Here is a 20,847-nt window from a genome sequence, read left to right as displayed (position 1 = left end):
CAGGTACCTCAGGTTGCCAGAACGGACCAGTATTTCTCCTCGTCATCGAGGATACGACCAGTGCCGCGTACCACGCAAGTCAGCGGATCCTCATCCACGTGAATGGGCAGACCCGTCTCCTGCGACAAGAGGACGTCCAGACCGCGAATCAGGGCGCCACCACCGGTCATTACGATGCCCCGTTCGACGATGTCGGCGGCGAGCTCGGGCGGCGTAATCTCGAGTGCGCGGCGGACAGCGTTCACGATCTGCTGAATCGGCTCCTGCACGGCGTCGCGGATCTCGGCGGAATGGATTCGAACGCTCTTGGGAATTCCCGACACCAGATCGCGTCCGCGAACTTCCATCTCGCGCTCTTCGCCAATGGGATACGCAGATCCGATCTGTATCTTCACCTGCTCGGCGGTAGACTCGCCGATGAGAAGGTTGTAGTTCTTGCGCATCGACTGGAGTATCGCCATGTCGAGCTCATCACCACCCGTCCGGATAGACGTGTCGCTGACAATACCAGACAAAGCGATGACCGCGATTTCGGTGGTGCCGCCCCCGATGTCGATCACCATGTTGCCGGTGGGCGTCTCAACGGGCAAGCCCACACCGATTGCAGCCGCCATCGGCTCGGCTACCATGAAGACTTCCTTGGCACCAGCGCCGAGCGCCGAATCGCGCACGGCGCGTTTTTCGACTTCGGTGATTCCTGACGGCACGCAGACGATCACTCGCGGCTTCACCTTGAAGACGTGATTCTCGATGATCAACGCGAGAAAATAACGCAGCATCTTTTCGGTAACGTCAAAGTCGGCGATGACGCCGTCCTTCATCGGTCGCACGGCAATAACGCCCTCAGGCGTACGGCCCAGCATGCGTTTGGCCTCGAGGCCCACCCCCTTGATCTTCTTGGTCTCGCGATCCAGTGCGACCACTGAGGGCTCGTTCAGCACGATGCCCTCTCCCTTCACGTAGATGAGCGTATTTGCGGTACCGAGGTCGACGGCGATCGCGTTTGCGGGAAAGAAAGATCCCGACTTGAAGGGCCAGCGCATGATGTCTCGTTAGTTCAAGAAAGAATCGGCATCTTTAAGAGGCAAGCCGAATGCCTCCGCAACAGCCGGGTAAACAACCTGTCCGTCAATCACATTCAATCCCTTTCGCAGGGGAACGCTGTCGCGCAATGCGGCTTTCCAGCCGAGGTTGGCGAGACGTAACGCATATGGGAATGTGGCGTTTGTAAGGGCGAGCGTCGAGGTGCGGGGCACACCTCCCGGCATGTTGGCAACGCCGTAATGGATCACGCCATCAACTACATACGTCGGATTCTCGTGCGTCGTCGCCTTGATCGTCTCCACACAGCCGCCCTGATCGATTGCAACGTCAACGATGACGGATCCCGGTTGCATCGTCTTCAAGTCCTCGCGGCGAACGAGCCGGGGGGCGATGGCGCCCGGAATCAGTACTGCACCGATTACCAGGTCAGCCGTGGAAATCTGCTCCAGAATATTATGACGATTCGAATAGATGAGTGTAACGTTTGCCGGCATCACGTCGGAAAGGTAACGAAGCCGCTCGAGCGAAAGGTCCAGCACGGTAACCTTCGCACCCATGCCCGCCGCCATTTTCGCCGCGTTGATCCCGACTACGCCACCGCCAAGGATGACCACCTTCGCCGGCGGCACGCCCGGTACTCCCCCGAGGAGCACCCCCCGTCCACCGTACAGCTTCTCCAGATACTTTGCGCCTTCCTGCACGGCCATTCGTCCGGCGACTTCAGACATTGGCGTGAGCAAGGGGAGCTCGCGCGAGGGAAGTTCGACCGTCTCATAGGCGATACAGGTTGCACCGCTGTCCATGTGCGCACGGGTAAGCTGCTCATCAGCGGCAAAATGGAAGTACGTAAAAATGGTCTGGCCACTCCGCATATGCATCCACTCGGGCTGGATCGGCTCCTTCACCTTCATGATCATGTCTGCGCCGGCCCAGACGGTAGCGGCATCCGGGGCAATCGTGGCGCCCACGTCGATGTAATCCTGATCGCGGAAACCGCTTCCTTCACCAGCTCCCTGCTGCACCGCCACGCTGTGCCCCGTGCCAACCAGCGCTTCCGCGCCCGCGGGCACGAGAGCGATGCGGTTTTCATTGGTCTTGATTTCCTTGGGAACACCGATCTTCATGCGATCTCTATTTTATGAATTTGGACAGAGTGCGCCACTAGGCTGCGGCGCGGGGACCCAGACTTACAATAGTTTGCGCGTCGGGCGCAAAGAATTCGGCGCAGACTTCGTCAACAGTGTCGCCGTCGATTGCATCGACGAGCGCAAGCAATTCGTCCAGCGTGCGATACTGCTCATCGTAGAGCTCAACTCCCGCCGCCCGGTACATCCGGGATGAGACGCTTTCAAGAGATAAGGTAATCTGACCCTTCAGCTGGCTTTTTCCACCAGTGAGCTCGTCGAGCGGTATCCCTTCGCGGGAAATTTTCTCGAGCTCATCGCAAATCGCCTCCGTCGCGAGTGCTGCCGTTTCAGGTGCCGTTCCAACGTAGATGCCGTGATCGCCTGCGTCTCGGTGGTAGGACTGAAATGTGTAAACGGAGTACGCCAGCCCAAGCTCTTCACGAATCCGCTGAAAAAGCCGCGAGCTCATGCCACCACCGAGCAGCATGCCGACGAGGCTCATCGCGTACCTCCGCGGATCTGCATGATTCATTGCGCGCGACCCGAGTATGATATGAGTCTGGGCACCCTCCCTCTCGAAATGGCGTACAACAGGGGGCAGAGGCGACGCTGGCGGGCACTGCAACCGCGATTGCCCCCCCGCAGGCACATCCGCCCATCCGGTCTGCTCGAGTACCGCAACGAGACGATCGTGCTCGATGTTCCCCGACGCTGCAACTACAATCTGATCGGGATGGTACGCACGTTTGTGGAGCGCGAGAAGGTCATCAACGCCGAGTGCCGCAACTGTATCCCGCGTACCGAGAATAGGCCGCCCCAAAGCATGCTCTCCCCACAATTCGGCACCGTGCAGCTCGAAGACCAGATCATCCGGCGTGTCATCGACGGTGTTGATTTCCTCGAGAACTACCTTGCGCTCCAGATCGAGATCGGACTGCCGAAGCAACGGATTGAAGATGAGGTCAGCCAGTACTTCGGCGGCAATCCCCACGTCGTCGTCAAGGACCCGGGCCTGATAGGCGGTGTGCTCGCGTGATGTATAAGCATCGAGAGAGCCGCCGAGAGTCTCGAGCGACAACGCGATGTCTTTCGCAGAGCGGGTTGACGTCCCTTTGAACACCATGTGCTCGAGCATGTGCGACACGCCCACCACGTCAGCGCCTTCATGAAGCGATGCGGCGCGCACCCATCCCCCCAATGCGACCGACCGTACTCCCGGCATGTGCTCCGAGAGTACGGTCAGACCGTTTGGCAATACAGTGCGGCGAAGTGCTACATCATCCGTCGTCGCCAGACCGCTCACTCTCGGCCGCGACCTCCGCCGCCGCGAGGCGGACGACTTCGTGGACGCCGGGGACGATCGTCGGACTGCCCGCCGGCTTCGGCCGTAACCCCTTCGCCGCTCTCGACGGCCGTCCCGTCCATTGTCTCGGGCGGTGAACCATTTCCTCTGGTGCTATCCGATGAAGGCTGAAATGGCGATTCGCCACTGCCCGCATCTTCCTTGGGAACAAGAGCCTTCATCGACAGACGAAGGCGCCCGCGTTCATCGCGCTCGAGAAGCTTGACCTTTACGCGGTCGCCTTTCTTGACCACGTCTTCTGTCTTGTCGGTACGGCCATGCTTGAGTTCCGAGATATGAACGAGGCCTTCGGTGCCCGGCATGATTTCCACGAACGCGCCAAAGGCAGTTGTGCTCTTGACGGTTCCTTCGTACGTATCGCCGATAATCGGTTCGGCGGTGAGAGCCTGCACCATCTGACGCGCGCGCTCCATGGCGTCTCCACCCACGGCCGCGATCGTAACGAGCCCCGAGTCGTCGACCGTGAGCTCCGCACCGGTCTCCTCCTGAATTCCACGGATCGTCTTGCCCTTGGGGCCGATGAGCTCGCCGATTTTCTCGGGGCTGATGTTCATCGTCACGATGCGTGGTGCATAAGCGGAGAGGTCGGCGCGCGGACCGTCAAGCGCCTTTTTCATTTCCTCGAGAATGTGGAGGCGGCCTTCGCGCGCCTGCGCCAGGGCCTCTTTCATGATCTCGAGCGACAGGCCCTGAATCTTGATGTCCATCTGGATGGACGTGATGCCGGCTTCCGTTCCAGCAACCTTGAAGTCCATATCACCGAGGTGATCCTCGGTGCCCAGAATGTCGGTGAGGATGGCGTACTTGTCGCCCTCCTTGATCAGGCCCATTGCGACGCCCGCGACAGCGCCGCGAATGGGCACGCCGGCATCGAACAGGGACAGCGAGCCACCGCACACAGAGGCCATCGACGACGAGCCATTGGACTCGAGAACGTCGGAAACAATCCGGATGGTGTAGGGAAATTCTTCGAACGGAGGGAGCACGCTTTGCAACGCACGCTCGGCGAGATTTCCGTGGCCGATTTCGCGACGGCTCGTGCCGCGCATTGGGCGGACTTCACCTGTCGAGAACGGCGGGAAGTTGTAGTGCAGCATGAACGACTTTGTGGTCTCGCCGGCATCGTCGATGGAGTCGAGACGCTGGACGTCCTGCGCGGTTCCAAGAGTGATGGCAACGAGTGCCTGCGTCTGGCCGCGAGTGAAAAGCGCCGAACCGTGTGCGCGCGGCAAGACCGACGTGTCGATGGTGATCTCTCGAACGTCCTTCGGGCCACGGCCGTCGACGCGGGCGCCGCTGTTCAGGACCTGCGCGCGAAGACTATCGTACTCGGCATCTCCGACGAGCGTCGAAATGTCCTTCCCGTTGTCCGGAAATTCAGTGAGCAGTGCGGTCGAGACCTCGGCCTTGACGCGCTCCACTGCCTGAATGCGGGTGTGCTTGTCTGCCTGATTGATCGCCTCGACAATCCTGCCTTCCGCGAGAGCCTTGACGCGGGTGACGAGACTCCCGGATGGTTCCGGCTTCTTCCACGCCATTTTTTCGGTGCGTCCCTGGGCAAGCAACTCTTCCTGCATGGCGATCAGTTCCTTGATCCCGCCGTGCGCAACCGTGATTGCTTCGAGCGTGTCAGCTTCGCTGATCTCGATGGCGCCACCTTCCACCATCATGATCGAGTCGTTCGAGCCGGCAACGACGATGTCCATGTCGCTGTAGGGGAGCTGCTGAAATGTCGGGTTGAGAATCCAGTTGTCCTGAACCCGCGCGATGCGAACGCCTGCGATCGGGCCAGCAAACGGGACTTTCGATGCGTTCAGTGCAAAGGATGTGGCGAGGAGCGCCAGCATGTCGCCGTCATTCTCCTGATCTGCGGAGATGACGTAGATGAAAACCTGGATCTCGTTCTTGAATCCTTCCGGGAACAGCGGGCGGATGGACCGATCGATGATCCGGCACTTGAGGATCTCCGTATCGTGTGGCCGTCCTTCACGCTTGATGAAGCCGCCCGGAATTTTTCCGGCTGCGTAGGCCTTGTCCTTGTATTCGACTGTCAGGGGAAAGAATGGGAGCGGGCTTTCCTTTTCGCTGGCGGTGATGGCGGCGAGGACCATCGTATCGCCAAACCGTACCAGGGCCGAGCCTGCTGCCTGTTTTGCCATGCGGCCGGTCTCGATTGAGAGCGTGCGGCCGGCGAACTCACGTTCGATGCGTTGTATCATTGACCTTGCTTTTTTCTAGAGAACACAAAGCGCGCGCGGACAGCAGAGTGCGTCCGCGCGCGCAACATCGTCAGAAGAGCCAGCTAGTGGCGGAGGCCAAGATCGGCGATGATCTTGCGGTAGCCTTCGAGGTCTGTCCGCTTGAGGTAGTCCAGCAACCGACGACGCTTGCCGACCATCTTCAACAGGCCCTGCCGGCTGTGATGGTCTTTCGCATGGGTGCGAAAGTGCTGGGTGAGGTAGTTGATGTTCTCCGTGAGAACTGCAACCTGTACCTGGGCCGAGCCGGTGTCTGTGTCGTGGGTGCGGAACTTCTCGATCGTCGCGGTCTTCTGAAATGCCATTGTAGCTGTGATCTCCGCGCGCGTTGCGCGCTGGTGTCTTTGGTGTCGTGGTAAGCCTTTAAGGATAGCCAGGCCATGGGGTTGTGTAAAGTAGGCGGGCTCCCGTGTGGCGGGCAGGCGTTGGTGCTGCAAATCAGATCCGCGTCAGACCGGGATGGGATAACTCGACACGGAGCCACGGAGGACACGGAGGAAAGGCAACTGCAACTGCTAAAGATTTGGGAACTGCGTGCGGGACAGGGGATGGGTGGTGCTGAGCGACTGAAGTCGTTAACCAAAGCGGCCAGCCTGGGCTCAAAAGATGCCAAGCTTCAGCTTCAGCGAGCAGCAATAATCTTGAGGACTGGAGTGCAGTTGTAGTTCCCCCCCAATAACCGATGGTTGCGTTGCGCTGAACTGCATGCGAGAGGAGATGCTCGAGTTCGCGGCAGTACTCTGTGTCTCCGTGTCCTCCGTGGCTCCGTGTCGAGTTATCCCATGCCAGTCTGCAACGGATCTGATTCCTGGCGAAAAGGCCAGCCTCAAACCCTCCGAGCCGGCCGAATACCCGGCGTACGTTCCGGGACTGTCCCCCAACAGAACTCCGGTCAACTTATCCGCGGAGCCCGAAAATCACCCCCGACAGACGACACGAGATACCTGTATGCTGCTGGTCCGCCAGATCATGTAGTAAGCCCGGCAAGGTCAAAAAGATGGTCGAGAAGTCGCTCGAAATGGCCCGGCTCAACGAAAAATCAGGGCTCGGTAAAAGGAGGATCATGACTGACTTCTGCTCGGAGCGTTACTCGACCATCGTGACAGAGGATTTAGCCGTCGAAAAACACCGGCCGACGGGATAGCACTTGCCAACGCTGGTTTGTCCAGCCGACGAGCACGTCGTAAGCAATCGCGGTGGCCGCGGTCGGTGCGGCATTAGTCTCAATCATTCGCACTGTTTGGCGCGACCGCGCATCCCGAGGCTGACCAGCCCGGTCATACGTGCCGGGGGGCAGAGTCGGCCGCGAGCGACCAACCATAACGACCAAGGTCCGAACTGCGGGACACCCAACCGACGGCATATCCTCGCCGGGCGCGGCGACAGCATTTGTGCAACTTGAGAACACGCTTGCATCCGCAACATCAACGCCTCTCCGCGCCAGCACGCGCAGCCTTGCACCTAGACCCATTGTGTCAGCCCGTACCCGAGCGTCCTGAACCGAGACGGTACCAGAATCAGATAAAAAGGGTCTCGGGTCAACGCGAAAGACCTGACCCGCTGCAGGCTGAACGCTCCGAACGATGGCTTCGAAGGTGACAGTGTCGGCCACTAGTCCCGTTGAAGGATCGACGCCGGACTTCACCTGGTTCCCGACGCAGGCGCTCGTACCTATACTGACGGTCAGGAGAGCTCCGAAATGGAGTGCAGCCTGACAGCCTAAGGAAGTCCTGAGCATGTTTGCGAGTTAGGCGTCTGTTTTCCTGCTGAGTCACTATGATTCAGCAGGAGAACGTAGTGGTCAAGTTCGTGTGCGAGAGCTTGGTCAAGATTCCTGCCGTCGCTCGAGACTTTGTTATGGTAATGATCCACCCAAACATCCTGCAGAACAATGCCAATCCTAGGCCCCGCCCAGCCGCCCTGATTATCGGGGAAAGAAGGGTAAAAGCCTAGTTTTTTTTCGCCCGTGCCCGCCAGTAGCGCGATTCCTGCATCCGCCAATTTCGAACAAACATCCCCTCGCTCTTTGATTCGCTGCAATGCGGCAATTGTGCGGCTGTGTCGCTCACTCTCCGGTGCAGGAACGGATGCATCACAGTAGCCACGTCTCCATGTGTTCGGCTGCGGTTGAGTGCAATCTGGTAAATCCTCATCAGGAACCTGATCGTCGTCGGTCCGAGCAGGCTCATAGGGATCACCGGGATCCGCGCCCGGCCCCCCTCCTCCCATATCGTCCCCCAAGTGCCTCCGCTTCCACACTGGTCGGTTCCGCAGATAGGAGCATCGGGCGGGTAGCAGTGCGGGTAGAGGCCACGGTCCCGACAGGCGCGAACCGTATCGGGCGGCAGGTCCATCGTGCCGATCTCTCCATCCGAACCGGGCGCGGCAGACTGCTTCGAGCGCTTTACGCCTAACTTGTGCTCTGTGAACCTGACCGCAGCATCCGTCCGCGGGATCACACAGTTAGCGACCATCACGACCTCTCCTTCTGCGTACGCTCGATATCTATAGGGCATGCTCGCGCCATCGCCAGCCAGTGCCCCCGCGGGAAAGCTCAACTGAAGCCGCCCATATCGGTAATAACCATTTCCTTCGCCAGTACGGACGCTAGTAAGGCAGTAGTATCGAAGCTCCGCGCTCGCAACTTGCTCCGCCAGTGGCGTAGCCCGTGTTCGTAATGAACCCTTGGGCCGAGGCTCTGTAACGCCATCGGTGCAAGCAGCCATTGTAACGAGGACGGTCGCGATGATTGATAGACGGGAGAAAAGCTTCGTCATTCGAATCCGGTTAGTGGTATTGTTACTCGCCCATGCGAGAGGCCGTTGTAGATCCGTAGAACAGAGAGCGTGAACCACCGGAGCCTTCGGCCTGTTACACGTCAAAAGCCGCGCCTGCAGCCGGCAATCCCAGACTGCCCAAGCGAACTTGATCTCATTCCATTGTCGCTTGAAGCTTCGCATCAAGTCTCGTGCCGGGGCCTCCGAAAACCCCGGCGAGGAGAAACACTCTCGCGAAGGTAGTTACGCGCCCGCGTCAGTGCGCGCGATTACCGTCCCATCGTGAAGCACCAGAATAAATTTCTGGTCCGCAACAAACTGCAACGCTGAGGTTAGCGCCCCGCCGGCCAGGTTTCTCGCGACGGCGTAACCCCGCTCCATCACGCCCAGCGGGCTTAGCGCGTTAAGACGCCCTGCCGTACCACCCACCTTTAAGCGCCGTCTCTCGGTGCCACGCACCATCGCCGCGCGAAGGTCGCGCTCGACGGTCCGCATATCGAGCAGCGCCGATGTCGTGCGCTGCTGTGCGCAACTCGAGATACGAGCGCGCTGCGAGTGGAAGCATGGCGAACAGGTCGACCAGCGCGTGAATCGCAGGTTCGGCCGCGACGGACGGCGTTGTTCAAGGTGTTCAAGGGGTCAGAGTTGTTGAAACTCAACATTAACTTCTGCCAGCGCGAGCACTCGCAACCTTGCGCGTCGGGCCGCGGTGTCTGCTCGCGCGCAGCGGGGCGTTAACGCCGACGGTACCAAAATCAGACGCCAGAAATTTTGGGCCAACGCGAAAAACCTGGCCCGCTATGGTCTGAACACTCGAACGACGGCTTCGAAGGTCATGGTTTCTGACAGTAGTCCCATTGTAGGGGCGAAGCCGATTTGGGCCCGGCTTCCGACGCATGCGCTCATTCCTGCATCGAGGGTCAAGCGCGTTCCGAAACTGACCGGAACCCTGCAGGTCGCCGTTCTAATCAAAAGCGCTAGTGTGACCACCAATGGCAACTGCAATAAAGGAAGTCGTAAGCCCGTTTAGGGTTCACCTATGCTGACCCATTGACGGCCCCTTGGCCGCGGAAAGTGCGAACTATCAGCTGAAGACGGGCCGAACCAATAACTATTGACGGTTTTTAATGAATACTCCAGCCAAAGCACCGATTAACGCACCCGAGACTGCGCCCTTTACGGCAGGGTATTTGGTCGACCCACAAGAGTTATTCGGCGAATTGGGACAAAAAACCGCGCCGCCCCATACCGCATGTCCAATCAGAGCGCCGGCGACCGCCCCCACGGCCGTTCCGAGGATGATTGGGCGGTTCGTTTGTCGACGCGTAGCGAGTCCAACGCTCCAGACCACACCGGGCCTTGGGTCGGCATAGGGCCGCACCGAGGTATAGGCAGGAGCAATTTCTAATGAGGGAACGATGCTTGGGTTCAGCAGCTGAGTTGAACTCTGACAAAACGCACTACTGGACGGAACAACGACTGCAGCTATAAGCACAAGCATCGCGGCGAATGAGCGGCGAGAAAATCTACTAGTGTTCGACTCTAGGGAGCTTGGTTCCGCCATAGTTTCTGACTCCACAAACCGAAGATGTTCAAGAAATTGCTACCATCGCGAAAGAAACAGATTCGGATCGCCCGGCATCGTGCCGGAAATGACGCCCGGTGTCGAATTCGCCTTGATCCAATACTCAACGTCGGCGGGCGAAAGAGACGGATACGCCTCCAGAATCTGTGCCACTGCTCCAGCGACGAATGGCGAAGCGCCGGACGTGCCTCCGAAGGTGCCGAAGGCCTGGCTCGAGGCGTTGATGGCTGCGTAGGTTCCATCGCCGGGCGCAAAAAGGTCGACGGTCGAGCCGAAATTGGAATACGCCATTCGATAAATAGATTGATCGAAAGAAAGCCAGCCAGCGGCAGCTACTACTAACCCAGGTGATACTCTGTTCGCGCGCCATAAATACGCATCACGGTTGTGGTTTCCAGCAAGCACCACAACGACAACGCCGTTGTCGGCTAGACTCTGTAAAGCCTGCAAGACGGCAAAACTGCCGCCGGTGCTACCATCGTCGCCGTAGCTCAGATTGACGACCGCAGGACTAATGTGATTTTGCAACACCCATTCCAGCCCATCGACGATGTCACCCGCACGCGCGTTACCGCTACCATCGTCATCGTCGATGCGAACGGAATGAATCGTGGCTTACTGATTGTCGATCGGGGGAGCACGCTGATCGATTCGATCAAGTCCCCACTGACTGGAAAACGTCAACGTCTGAACGTCGCCAGCATAGCTGAAGCCTTCTTTTTCGATGTATTCCACGACAGGACTCTTTGCCAGAAGAGCTGCCGCGGCGGGTGTCAGACCTTCAGCGACAAAGCCCTGAAACACCCTTTCGAATACTATCGACAGCTTCCCGCGATAAGGAAGAATTAAGCTTTCAGCTCGATTGGCAACGCCTCCAGGTCCATTCTTCAGTCGTACGATATATCGAATGACCGTGTCGCCGTGCGCTACGCTCCGCGCTGCTGCAGGCTGTCGGCTCGCCGCGGCCCCTTGCGGTTCTGTAGGTAAATCTTCAGTCGTACAGCCAACGCCAATGGCAACCGCGCCGAGGCATAGGATACGGCGAGGACTCCAGATCTTACTGATGAGTCTTTTCACAATCGTTCCCTGGGTAAAGGTGCACGTAATGAGGCCTTGCGGAGCGTTCCAGCCGCTACGCGCGCAAACATGTGTCCACCCTCCCCCCGCGTCAATAGCTTTGTCGATTGACCTCTCTCGGACAGGATGAGTTCCGCTCACTGGCTCTCGATGACCTGCATGGCAAAAGAGAGGATCGTGCATCCTCCAAGCGGACCAATTCCAGAAGTAAGGCACCGCGGGGAGCGAAAATGGTGATCACCACCTAGGCGATCACTAGTCACGCACTAGGACCCCATAAAGAGTTCGCTGAGTCACGCGCCGCCCGCAGGGCAGCCTCACGAGGTTACGAGCGCGCCTGCTGCTCCCTTTCCTCGACTCGCGTCGCCACCTCTCCGTCGCGAAGCAGAAGTTTGAATTGCCGGCCGGGTAGTCCAGCAGCCGCCGACGCTTGCCCCATCTTCAGCAGGCCCTGCCGGCTGTGATGGTCTTTCGCATGAGTGCGAAAGTGCTGGGTGAGGTAGTTGATGTTCTCCGTGAGAACTGCAACCTGTACCTGGGCCGAGCCGGTGTCTGTGTCGTGGGTGCGGAACTTCTCGATCGTCGCGGTCTTCTGAAATGCCATTGTAGCTGTGATCTCCGCGCGCGTTGCGCGCTGGTGTCTTGGAATCCTCGTAAGCCTTTAACGATAGCGGGTTTAGGGGTGAGTATAAAGTATCCTGACTGCGATTGCGAGGGCGATTCAAGGATCGGGACGGGCTGTCTGCTCACGGCGGGCCCGCCGTCGGCCGGGCGGCTGTATCGCAATGCGACGCTACAATCGGCGACAGGTCGAACGCAATGCGGAAGCTGGATGCTGCGGGCGGTGCTGCGTCAGGCGGGTTCCCGTGCGATCGCCGCCACGCGCGCTTCAACGACCCCATCCTGCAGCAGCAGATCGAATTCCTGGCCATGGCTGAACTGCGAGGCCGAAGCGAGAGTTTCGCCGCTCAGGTTTCTCGCAACCGCATAACCGCGGGCAAGCGTTGCCAGCGGGCTGAGCGCGTGGAGGCGGCCGGCTATGGCCGAAACCTCCCTGCGCCGTCTTTCCGCACCCCGATTTGCGGCGGCACGAAGGTCACGCGCGGTGTTGCGAAGACCCCCCAGCGCGGTCGCGTTTCGCCGCTCGGCGGCCGACGTGATACGAAACCGCTGCGACTCGAGCACAGCCAGTAAATCGGCAAGCGCCAGTACGGCGGTCTCGGCTGCAACCGAGGGGGTCGCCGCGCGAAGGTCTGCTACGAGGTCGCACACCGAAACGTCAATTTCATGCCCCACTGCAGTGATGACCGGAATCGGGCAAGCTGCGATCGCGCGGGCAACGCGTTCATCGTTGAATGCCCAGAGATCTTCGCGCGATCCGCCGCCCCGGCCGATGATGAGAAGGTCAGCTTCTCCCCACCGCATCACCCGCGCGATCGCCCGACATACCTCCCGCACTGCCGTGTCGCCCTGCACCACTGCCGGGCACACCACGATCTGCACACCCGGCCGCCGGCGGCGCGCAACAGAAATGATATCCTGCAGCGCAGCGCCTCCGGGGCTCGTAATGACAGCGATGTTTTTCGCGAAACGCGGAATCGGCTTTTTTCGCTCCTGCGCCGTGAGACCCTCGGCATTTAGCCTCGCAATGGTCAGATCCATTGCCTTTCGCCACAGACCCTCGCCCGCGGCTTCGAGGCGAATGACCTTGAGCTGCAGCGTTCCCCGAGCGACGAACATCGTCATCTGCACCAGAGCGACTACTTGCATCCCGTCGTCAGGAGGCGCGGGAATTCGATACTGATCCCGCGACCACACCACGCAAGCCATCTGCGCCATCCTGTCGCGCAGGGAGAAATACCAGTGTCCATTCCGATGCGGCTTGAAGTCCACCACTTCTCCGCGCACCCAGAACTGACCAAACGACCGCTCGACAAGTGCCCTGGCTGTCTCGTTGAGATCTCCGATGCTTACGGCCGACTCACGGGTAGCACCGGGCACCGCGCCCGGTGCCCCAGTATCTGCCGGCGGTCCGGCAAAATCGAACGATAGGTGTCCTCGGGGCGCTTTCATGACGTCCCGTCGAACTCCTCATTGGGGTCACCAGGCGATTCACGTCGCGTCGCCGCGCGGATCGTGTTCGACAGCAGCATCGCGATCGTCATTGGCCCCGACACCCCCAGCACTGGAGTTATCGGCGACGGGTGTGCTCGCCCAAGTCGGCCGTGCGCCGGTGACAAACGGTCACGGTGCAATTGGCCGTCTTTGAGTCCCGGCATCACAAGGTAGCCGCCGGGGCAGCCTCGCCCTCCACCGCGGCCTCACAAACGACGATCTGCGCAGCCTGAGTTAGAGCAAGCCGAAAGCGACCAGCGCGTCTCGATAGTGTGTCGTTCCTGCATCAATCACGTCATCGCTGAACCAACCTGCAAATTTCGAATTGTACGCTGTATTGAAGTAACACTCGGTTCCTGGCCGATTGCCGGGATCGTCAGATCTAGTGCAGTCTGGGGATTGCGCCCCAAACAATTCGTCAATGTCAAACGGATGAGCCTCACTTCCTATGTTGTTATCCGGCCGGATCCCGTCACCGCCAGCGTACCCCCAACCGGCTCGTTGGTTGTACCCAACGCCAATCGCATCGCAGTCATCGTACGAGCGCTGATCGCAGCGGTATTCGGTGTTGTAGTTCCCATGATGAGCGCCAGAGACGTAGATCCAAGGCCGGGGGCCTGTATAGGTATACTCGTGGTGGGCATACGTCCTCGTTTCGTCGAACCACCATCCGAACGTCGCGCCCCAGTGAGCGGAAGTTGTGATGGCCTTGATAGCCATGGCGCCGGGGTGAATTACCGTGATGATAAATTCCGAGTCGCCATGATGCGACACTGGCCTGCCATCGTAGTAATAGGACAAAAGGTAGCCAATGTGGATATATCCATTGACAAGCGTTGCTGTGTAGTGCGGTTCGCGACCGGCCAGTGTTTCCCCAACCGCGAAAACCAATTGCGGCTCGAAAGCCTTGGCAAGAATTTGCTCGCACTCGTCCTTGATCCCATCGACATCTCTATCATTGGAACCGTCAACAGCGCTGTATCCGCCGGCGACAGCTTGGCATCCCGGTTCGATATTCGCCGGGGGTCCGAGGGGTTGATATCCGGGCGCCGGCTCTCCGATGCATTCGTCCATCGTCTCGTCGCAGCAATACGGGTCACCGTCGGGTTCGCAGGTGCCACTTGACTGCGCGGAGACTCGCTCGTATGGCGCGCTAATAGTGCCCCTGTTCGCCCTCCTTCCCTTGGCCCGTGCACCCTCGGGATCCGACGGAAAAGCGAACGGGACCGGAGAAATTACAAGTACTGGCCACGGCGCCTTCCCCGCGAGCGAAACGTTCTTGGGTCTGCCGGCGCCGTCATACCCAGTAACCCGTATTCGGCCTGGCGCCTCACGCTGAGTCAATGCAGTTCCCACCACAACGAGATTGCTTGATCCGGTCCAAGCTATTCGATCGGCGGCGGAGCCCACCCCCATCGCAAGCGGTGGGAGGGATCGCACTAAATCCCAAAACTCTCCGCTTGTAATGCCGATATAACGTGCGGCGGTTTCTCCTATGGCGCGCCCTCGAGGCCCTTGCAGATAGCTCGAAAAATGGACCGCGTGGTAAGGGAAGGGGCTGTCTCGCAAGTCTTCGAGCAGCCGCATACGTAGCGCAGTGTCGGCTAATGCGATCGCAAGCCCACGCGCGAGTTGGGCAACTGACGTGTCCGTCACGTTCGCAGCCGTATTACTGGTCTGCGCTAATGCAATATTCTGGGTCTTCGCGTCAGTTGGTATTTCGCTGGAGCAAGCGGCCCCAGCCGCTATTGAGAAGAATGCGGCGATTGTTCTCAGGCGAGCTTCCATAGTTCAGTTTCCCGATGTCGAGTTGGACAAGCTCGTTATGACCGCGGACAAATAACATCGCTCACCCATCCGTGGAAAATGAATCTGGTCGAAAGCCTTAAAAACCACCAGCGCCGGGAGCGACGTGGCAAGCAACGACAAACTTCACCGAGCGGCCCCGACCACAGCGCCAACGACGACTCCTACCGCAAGTCCGATGGCCGTCCCGGCATAGACAGGCGCCGGGTCGTCGCACCGATTGCAGGCCGCGCTCACCGCTAAGAACCCGGCTATAGCGCCGATTATCCCCCCGATTGCTCCTCCTTTGATCGCGGACCGTGCACGTAGGCTGGGCCTGATGCCGTCGGCTTGGGCGGCTCCATGCATTGTGGCGATCTGCCGACGTTCGGTAGGCAGATACCTTAGCTCGACTGTTTTCTGCGGCATAGCAACACGCGCCAGTTGTTGCGCAAGGATCGGCGTGGGCCGACCGAACCCTGCTACCAAGGCGGCGAGCAAGACCGCTATCGGTGCTTTTCTGATTGGCATGTGGACTCCTCCTCTCGAGCAAACTCGACCCATCCCCATCGGCGATGTTACCTCACCGATGGGGTAACACTGTCCAGCGGACGCTGTTCGAAAAAAGTGCCACCGGTTGCCGCAAGAATGTACTCAAACTTTGAGGGTATGGGAATCCAGACTTTTCCCTGCCAAAGCGCAAACTTTCACTAATTGAATCATTGACCGGCAGGGAGGCGCAGCCGGGTAGCCAAGATAGCCGGAAGTCGACTGGGTGGCGATCCCGAGGTCTCATGCGAACGTCCCCGAGTGCCCGGCGCTTCGGTGTGCTGGGATGAGCAACGCCGCTCGCGCCGCAGAGCGAACCGTGTTGGAAAGCAACATCGCAATCGTCATTGGGCCGACGCCTCCTGGGACGGGGGTGATTCGGGAGGCAACTTTTCGTACCGATTCGAAGTCGACGTCCCCGACGAGCCGGAAGCCCCGACTTGCACTCGCGTCTGTGACGCGATTCACGCCGACGTCGACAACCACCGCACCGGGCTTTACCATATCGCCTGTAATGAGGCCGGCCCGCCCCGTAGCCACAATGAGAATATCGGCGCGACGGGTATGCTCGCTCAAGTCCGCCGTATGCCGGTGGCAGACGGTCACGGTGCAGTTGGCCGTCTCCGTGTCCTGCATCATGAGGGCAGCCATCGGCTTGCCGACAATATTGCTGCGTCCGACGATCACGCAGTGCCGGCCACCGGTTTCGATCTGCGAACGCTTCAAAAGCTCCTGAACTCCGGCAGGAGTGCATGGCACGAAGCCATCGCGTTCGCCCACGATCAGCTTGCCGACATTCACCGGATGAAAACCATCGACATCCTTGGCCGGGTCAATCCATCGGATCACGGCGTCGGCATCCATCTGCGGCGGCAGAGGCATCTGAACGAGAATGCCATGAATTAATGGATCCCCATTCAATCCGCCAATGATCTCCAGAAGCTCGGCCTGGGGCGAGGTTGCCGAAAGCCTGATGGTAACGCTGTGGATTCCGGCCTCCTCACAGGCCTTGCTCTTTGCCCGTACGTATACCTCACTGCCGGGATTCTCACCGACGAGTACTACCGCCAGGCCGGGCCTCACTCCCCTGGCGACCAGTGCTTCCACATCCGTCGCAATGTCGTTGCGGATCGCGCGTGCAATCGCTACACCGTCGATTAGCTCAGCGGGCAAAATCCACCGCGCGGGTCTCGCGGATGAGCACGACTTTTATCTGTCCGGGATACTGGAGCTCGGCCTCGATTCGGCGCGCAATCTCTTCGCTCAGCGACGACATGCGAACATCGTCCACCTCGTCGGGGGTGACAATGACACGCACCTCCCGGCCGGCCTGAATCGCAAACACTTTCTCAACGCCGCGGTAACTCGATGCAATCTTCTCGAGCCCTTCGAGCCGCTTTACATAGGTCTCGAAAGCCTCGCGCCGAGCCCCGGGGCGCGATCCGGAAATAGCATCCGCGGCCTGCACCAGAACCGAAATCTCGCTCTCGTGGGGAACGTCGTCGTGATGCGCCGCGATACAGTTGATCACCAGCGGGTGCTCGCCGTATCTGGTGGCCATCTCGACACCGAGCTGGACATGAGTGCCCTCGTGTTCATGCGTGAGGACCTTCCCCATATCGTGCAGCAACGCACCGCGGCGGGCCATCGCAACATCGAGCCCGAGTTCAGCCGCCATTATGCCGGCCAGCCACGCGACTTCCTGCGAGTGATTCAGAATGTTCTGGCCATAACTTGTCCGCCAGCGCATGCGGCCGATGAGCTTGATAACTTCCTGGTGCAGCCCGTGGACGCCGCTCGCGTATGCCGCCCGCTCGCCGGTATCGATGATTCCGATATCGACTTCCTCACGCGACTTGGCAACCACCTCTTCGATCCGCCCCGGATGGATTCGTCCGTCGGCGACCAGTTTTTCCAGTGACAGCCGTGCGACCTCTCGTCGTACCGGATCAAAACATGAAACCACCACGGTATCGGGCGTATCGTCGATGATGACGTCGACGCCTGTGGCGAGCTCGAACGCGCGGATGTTTCGCCCCTCGCGGCCGATGATGCGGCCTTTCATCTCGTCATTTGGCAGCGATACTGCGGAAACCGTCGTCTCGGCGGTCTGGTCGGCGGCAATCCGCTGGATGGCCAGCGCGATGATCTTCTTCGCTTCCCGGTCAGCGTTTCGCTTGGCCGTCTCGCGGATATCACGCAGCCGGTTGGCGGCGTCTGCCTGAGCCTCGTCAGCCAGTCGCTGCATCAGCTCGTTCTTCGCCTCCTGGGCGGAAAGTCCGGCGAGCTGCTCGAGCCTGCGCCTTTCTTCGGCGACCAGCCGGTCGAGCTCCTGATCGCGGGCGGCAAGGGACTCGTGCCGGCGCGTGACTTCAGCAACCTGCGCGACAGCGTCCCGCTCGCGCTGTTCGAGCACATCGTACTTGCGGTCAAGGAGGCCTTCTTTCTCCACGACGCGGCGTTCCTCTACCTCTATCTCGTCACGCCTTTTTCGGGCCTCGAGCTCCCAGTCCTCCCGAAGCCCGATCAGTTCTTCCTTCCCGGTAAGAACCGCGTTCTTGCGCATCGACTCGGCTTCGCGGGCGGCGTCGTCGAGGACGCGCTTTGCGGTCTCCTCGGCCGTCGAACGGGCGCTGAGCTGCCTCGAGACCTCAGAACGTCTTCCCCTGCCCTGCCCAACAATAAAAAAAACCGCGGAGGCGGCGGCGACAAGCAAAGCGCCGGCCGCGGTAAGCCACGCCGAATCAGTCATTTGACAGATCTATGTAGAGCCCGCGGCAGCGCCACAGGCGGCCCCAATCGCGCCGAAAAGTCGTCGCGTGTCTGGCGTAAACCTAATCGCGCCGCTTTGCGGGAGGGAGCCAGGGACGTATTTCCTCGGCCAGACCATCGATTCGTGCCGAAAGGCGGCTGGCTTCAGCACGCGCCTCGAACAGCTCGCCGGCAATTCTGAGCGCCGCGAGAATCGCAGCTTTGTGGATCTCCAGCCTTGCTTCGCTCTCCATCGTCTCGCCAATCGCTCGATCGACGTAGGCAGCAACCGCCTGCGTGTGTTCCGGGCTGGTCTCCGTTTTCAGGGTGTACTCACCGCCGACGATGGTGACTTTGACCGTGTTCCGGCGTACCGTCACTTGGCGGCGGCCTCGTGCTGCTGGCGAAGGAAGCGGATCCGGTCGAGCATCTGCCGGGTGCGTATTCGAGCCAGGTCGACCCTTTTTCTGAGATCGGCATTTTCACGCTCGAGCTTGTCGACCCTCTCCGGGCTCACCCGGGCCGACCCCGCAGCGGCATCGAATGCCTTCACTCGCGACTCCGCCTGCAAAGCCCGGCGCCGGAACGTCGTGAGTTCGTCACCCAGGTGACGCACGAGTTGCTGCAGGTCCTGAAATGCCTGATCAGGACGTTCGTTGTCTGATGCCAAGTGCTGTCTCGAGCGATTTAAGAATCTTCGCGATGCGACCCTCAATTTCCCTGTCACGTAGTGTGCGCTCGCGATGCCGGAACGTCAACGCCCACGCAATACTTCTGTTTCCCGACTGAACACCGGGGCCGCGGAACTCGTCGAACAGCACGAGTGACTCGAGCAGCTCTCCGGCCTGCTGCCGTATATGGGTTTCGACAGTGGCAGCGGCTACGGAATCGGGGACGATCAGGGCGAGGTCTACCTGCATCGCTGGATTCGCGGGAATAGGCGAATAGCGCCTGAATGTTGCTACAGGCGTCTCGCGGACAGTCCCCGTTTGAGGAGCGGCGTGGCCGGGCGCCGGTGATACTGAGGGAGCAGGGGCAACCTGTGGATTACTCTCGAGGTCAATCTCGATGCCGAAGGCAGCTGACGCCCAGACAGGTGCATCGAGTGGAAGAAGTGCCACCGAGCCGGCCTTCACCGCGTCGACAGTCAGGGTCCAGAGGTCGCCATCACTTGCCGGGACCGCGTCGATGATTGACACAGGGTAAGCGGCACGGGCCAGAGCCAGTCCAAGCGCTTTCGCGTCCCATTCATCAAACACGGGAGGCCGCGGCTCGGTGAAATGAGCAGGCCTGCGCTCGCCCATCACGACTGCACCGACACGCAGTCTTTCGGCCGGGGCACCGGTATGCGGGTCGCGCTCAGCGCTAAACACCGTCCCAACCTCGAACAGTCTCACGTTTCGCTGCATGTGCGCGAGGTTGTACTCAGCTCGGCTCGCAAGCGACTCGAGAACCGAGGTCCGAAGGAACGCTTCGTCATCAGCGAGCGGATTCCGAACGCGCAGGATATCGTCGCCAGTCCGGACGAACGGCATGGGCCGGGCCTCGAACAGACCGGCGGCCAGCGCAGCAGTGCGAACACGGTCTGTGGCGAGGTCAAGCGGTGCGTCGGGCACGGTGCCAGGCCGAAACGGTCGAATGTCGGAAGGAAACTCAGAGTATCCGTAAAGGCGGGCGACCTCCTCGACCAGATCGACTTCGCCGACCACGTCTGCCCTGTAGCCGGGCACCGTCACAGTCATGGCGCCGGCACGCATATCGACAGTGAAGCCAACGGTCGACAGATGGCTCGCAATTACATCCGCGGGAATGTTGACGCCAAGGATCTGAGCAACGCGGGCAGGTCGAAGGGTGATTGCTCTGAACGGGGGAATAGACGCACCCACGTCGATGATATCCCCGGCGAGCCTGCCCCCCGCAATCGCAATGATGAGATCTGTCGCGTACTCGATCAGCCCGGACATCGCAGACGAATCCACACCGCGCTCGAATCGGTAGCTGGCGTCGGTGGAGATACCAAGCCGGCGACGAGTCGCTCGCACGCCGGCGGCGTCGAACGCCGCCACTTCGAGGAAAATATCTGCAGTCGCCTCGGTGACTTCGCTTGTCCTGCCGCCGATCACGCCGGCGATCGCCTGCGCGCGTGCTCCGTCCGCGATAACCATCGTTTTCTCGTCGAGGTGCCGGTCGACACCATCGAGGGTAACGAGATTCTCCCCTGGCCGTGCCCGTCGCACGACTATTTGCCGTCCGTCCAGTTTTGCCAGATCGAACGCATGCATGGGATGTCCGAATCCATGAAGCATGTAGTTCGTGGCGTCGACAACGTTATTGATCGAGCGCCCGCCTACCGCCTCAATCCGCTCGACCAGCCAGGCCGGACTCGGGCCGACCGTAACACCAGTTATATGGGCTC

At 60.0% G+C, this 20,847-nt stretch carries 17 protein-coding genes and 1 pseudogene; 2 read left to right on the top strand and 16 right to left on the bottom strand.

All coding sequences use genetic code 11. The features are described 5' to 3' along the window. Window positions 1–8: 8 nt before the first annotated feature. The 8 genes from WKF55_13130 to WKF55_13095 form a co-directional block, all read right to left on the bottom strand. Complete coding sequence (locus WKF55_13130) at window positions 9–1,043, bottom strand: rod shape-determining protein (GenBank protein MEJ7760520.1); 1,035 nt, start codon at window positions 1,041–1,043, stop codon at window positions 9–11. Between the two features lie 9 nt (window positions 1,044–1,052). After that, window positions 1,053–2,168, bottom strand: a complete 1,116-nt coding sequence (gene ald, locus WKF55_13125; protein MEJ7760519.1) for an alanine dehydrogenase — start codon at window positions 2,166–2,168, stop codon at window positions 1,053–1,055. A gap of 37 nt (window positions 2,169–2,205) precedes the next feature. Continuing rightward, window positions 2,206–3,474, bottom strand: coding sequence for a pitrilysin family protein (locus WKF55_13120; GenBank protein ID MEJ7760518.1), 1,269 nt, complete (start codon window positions 3,472–3,474; stop codon window positions 2,206–2,208). After that, complete coding sequence (locus WKF55_13115) at window positions 3,471–5,753, bottom strand: polyribonucleotide nucleotidyltransferase (protein MEJ7760517.1); 2,283 nt, start codon at window positions 5,751–5,753, stop codon at window positions 3,471–3,473. Before WKF55_13115 ends, WKF55_13120 begins: the two co-directional genes overlap by 4 nt. A gap of 83 nt (window positions 5,754–5,836) precedes the next feature. Next, window positions 5,837–6,097 (bottom strand): 30S ribosomal protein S15, encoded by a 261-nt coding sequence (rpsO, locus tag WKF55_13110; GenBank protein MEJ7760516.1) that lies wholly within the window; start codon window positions 6,095–6,097, stop codon window positions 5,837–5,839. 1,644 nt (window positions 6,098–7,741) lie between these two features. Continuing rightward, a complete protein-coding gene (locus WKF55_13105; GenBank protein MEJ7760515.1) occupies window positions 7,742–8,569 on the bottom strand; it encodes a hypothetical protein in 828 nt (275 codons plus the stop codon). Window positions 8,570–8,812: 243 nt separating this feature from the next. Next, window positions 8,813–9,109: an exodeoxyribonuclease VII large subunit gene (locus WKF55_13100; GenBank protein ID MEJ7760514.1), complete on the bottom strand. Its 297-nt coding sequence runs from the start codon at window positions 9,107–9,109 to the stop codon at window positions 8,813–8,815. Window positions 9,110–10,172: 1,063 nt separating this feature from the next. Then, window positions 10,173–10,748 carry a S8 family serine peptidase gene (locus tag WKF55_13095; protein ID MEJ7760513.1) on the bottom strand — a complete coding sequence of 192 codons (576 nt, stop codon included), beginning with the start codon at window positions 10,746–10,748 and terminating at the stop codon, window positions 10,173–10,175. On the opposite strand from WKF55_13095, the gene WKF55_13090 reads away from it, so the two are divergent. Continuing rightward, window positions 10,671–11,003, top strand: coding sequence for a hypothetical protein (locus tag WKF55_13090; GenBank protein ID MEJ7760512.1), 333 nt, complete (start codon window positions 10,671–10,673; stop codon window positions 11,001–11,003). The two genes, WKF55_13095 and WKF55_13090, sit on opposite strands and share 78 nt — an antisense overlap. Before the next feature lie 636 nt (window positions 11,004–11,639). Here the strand turns inward: WKF55_13090 and rpsO (WKF55_13085) are convergent. Further along, window positions 11,640–11,835 (bottom strand): annotated as a pseudogene (gene rpsO / locus WKF55_13085) (30S ribosomal protein S15). A gap of 248 nt (window positions 11,836–12,083) precedes the next feature. Then, window positions 12,084–13,304 (bottom strand): exodeoxyribonuclease VII large subunit, encoded by a 1,221-nt coding sequence (gene xseA / locus WKF55_13080; protein ID MEJ7760511.1) that lies wholly within the window; start codon window positions 13,302–13,304, stop codon window positions 12,084–12,086. Between the two features lie 855 nt (window positions 13,305–14,159). Between xseA and WKF55_13075 the strand changes: the two genes are divergently transcribed. Next, a complete protein-coding gene (locus WKF55_13075) occupies window positions 14,160–14,471 on the top strand; it encodes a hypothetical protein (protein ID MEJ7760510.1) in 312 nt (103 codons plus the stop codon). An 807-nt stretch (window positions 14,472–15,278) separates the two neighbouring features. Here WKF55_13075 and WKF55_13070 read toward each other — a convergent pair. The 6 genes from WKF55_13070 to WKF55_13045 form a co-directional block, all read right to left on the bottom strand. Further along, window positions 15,279–15,662, bottom strand: coding sequence for a hypothetical protein (locus tag WKF55_13070; GenBank protein ID MEJ7760509.1), 384 nt, complete (start codon window positions 15,660–15,662; stop codon window positions 15,279–15,281). A 261-nt stretch (window positions 15,663–15,923) separates the two neighbouring features. Continuing rightward, the gene (folD, locus tag WKF55_13065) at window positions 15,924–16,853 is read right to left on the bottom strand and encodes a bifunctional methylenetetrahydrofolate dehydrogenase/methenyltetrahydrofolate cyclohydrolase FolD (GenBank protein ID MEJ7760508.1); all 930 of its coding nucleotides are present in this window, start codon (window positions 16,851–16,853) and stop codon (window positions 15,924–15,926) included. Then, window positions 16,843–18,432 carry a ribonuclease Y gene (gene rny, locus WKF55_13060; protein ID MEJ7760507.1) on the bottom strand — a complete coding sequence of 530 codons (1,590 nt, stop codon included), beginning with the start codon at window positions 18,430–18,432 and terminating at the stop codon, window positions 16,843–16,845. The genes folD and rny overlap by 11 nt, the downstream gene beginning before the upstream one ends. Window positions 18,433–18,514: 82 nt before the next feature. Beyond that, window positions 18,515–18,811 (bottom strand): cell division protein ZapA, encoded by a 297-nt coding sequence (locus WKF55_13055; GenBank protein ID MEJ7760506.1) that lies wholly within the window; start codon window positions 18,809–18,811, stop codon window positions 18,515–18,517. Continuing rightward, window positions 18,808–19,101, bottom strand: coding sequence for a hypothetical protein (locus WKF55_13050; protein MEJ7760505.1), 294 nt, complete (start codon window positions 19,099–19,101; stop codon window positions 18,808–18,810). The genes WKF55_13055 and WKF55_13050 overlap by 4 nt, the downstream gene beginning before the upstream one ends. Further along, window positions 19,076–20,847 (bottom strand): phenylalanine--tRNA ligase subunit beta (locus tag WKF55_13045; protein ID MEJ7760504.1); only part of this gene is annotated, 1,772 nt, incomplete at its 5' end. The genes WKF55_13045 and WKF55_13050, both read right to left, overlap by 26 nt.

This window comes from Gemmatimonadaceae bacterium (assembly GCA_037721215.1).
Taxonomy (GTDB): Bacteria; Gemmatimonadota; Gemmatimonadetes; order Gemmatimonadales; family Gemmatimonadaceae; genus UBA4720.
This window is presented reverse-complemented; position numbering and strand designations above follow the sequence as displayed.

What these genes read in the sequence shown, in the direction of transcription:
- WKF55_13130 (MEJ7760520.1), bottom strand. Translation starts at nt 1,043, where the DNA reads ATGCGCTGGCCCTTCAAGTCGGGATCTTTCTTTCCCGCAAACGCGATC.
- ald (MEJ7760519.1), bottom strand. Translation starts at nt 2,168, where the DNA reads ATGAAGATCGGTGTTCCCAAGGAAATCAAGACCAATGAAAACCGCATC.
- WKF55_13115 (MEJ7760517.1), bottom strand. Translation starts at nt 5,753, where the DNA reads ATGATACAACGCATCGAACGTGAGTTCGCCGGCCGCACGCTCTCAATC.
- rpsO (MEJ7760516.1), bottom strand. Translation starts at nt 6,097, where the DNA reads ATGGCATTTCAGAAGACCGCGACGATCGAGAAGTTCCGCACCCACGAC.
- WKF55_13105 (MEJ7760515.1), bottom strand. Translation starts at nt 8,569, where the DNA reads ATGACGAAGCTTTTCTCCCGTCTATCAATCATCGCGACCGTCCTCGTT.
- xseA (MEJ7760511.1), bottom strand. Translation starts at nt 13,304, where the DNA reads ATGAAAGCGCCCCGAGGACACCTATCGTTCGATTTTGCCGGACCGCCG.
- WKF55_13070 (MEJ7760509.1), bottom strand. Translation starts at nt 15,662, where the DNA reads ATGCCAATCAGAAAAGCACCGATAGCGGTCTTGCTCGCCGCCTTGGTA.
- rny (MEJ7760507.1), bottom strand. Translation starts at nt 18,432, where the DNA reads ATGACTGATTCGGCGTGGCTTACCGCGGCCGGCGCTTTGCTTGTCGCC.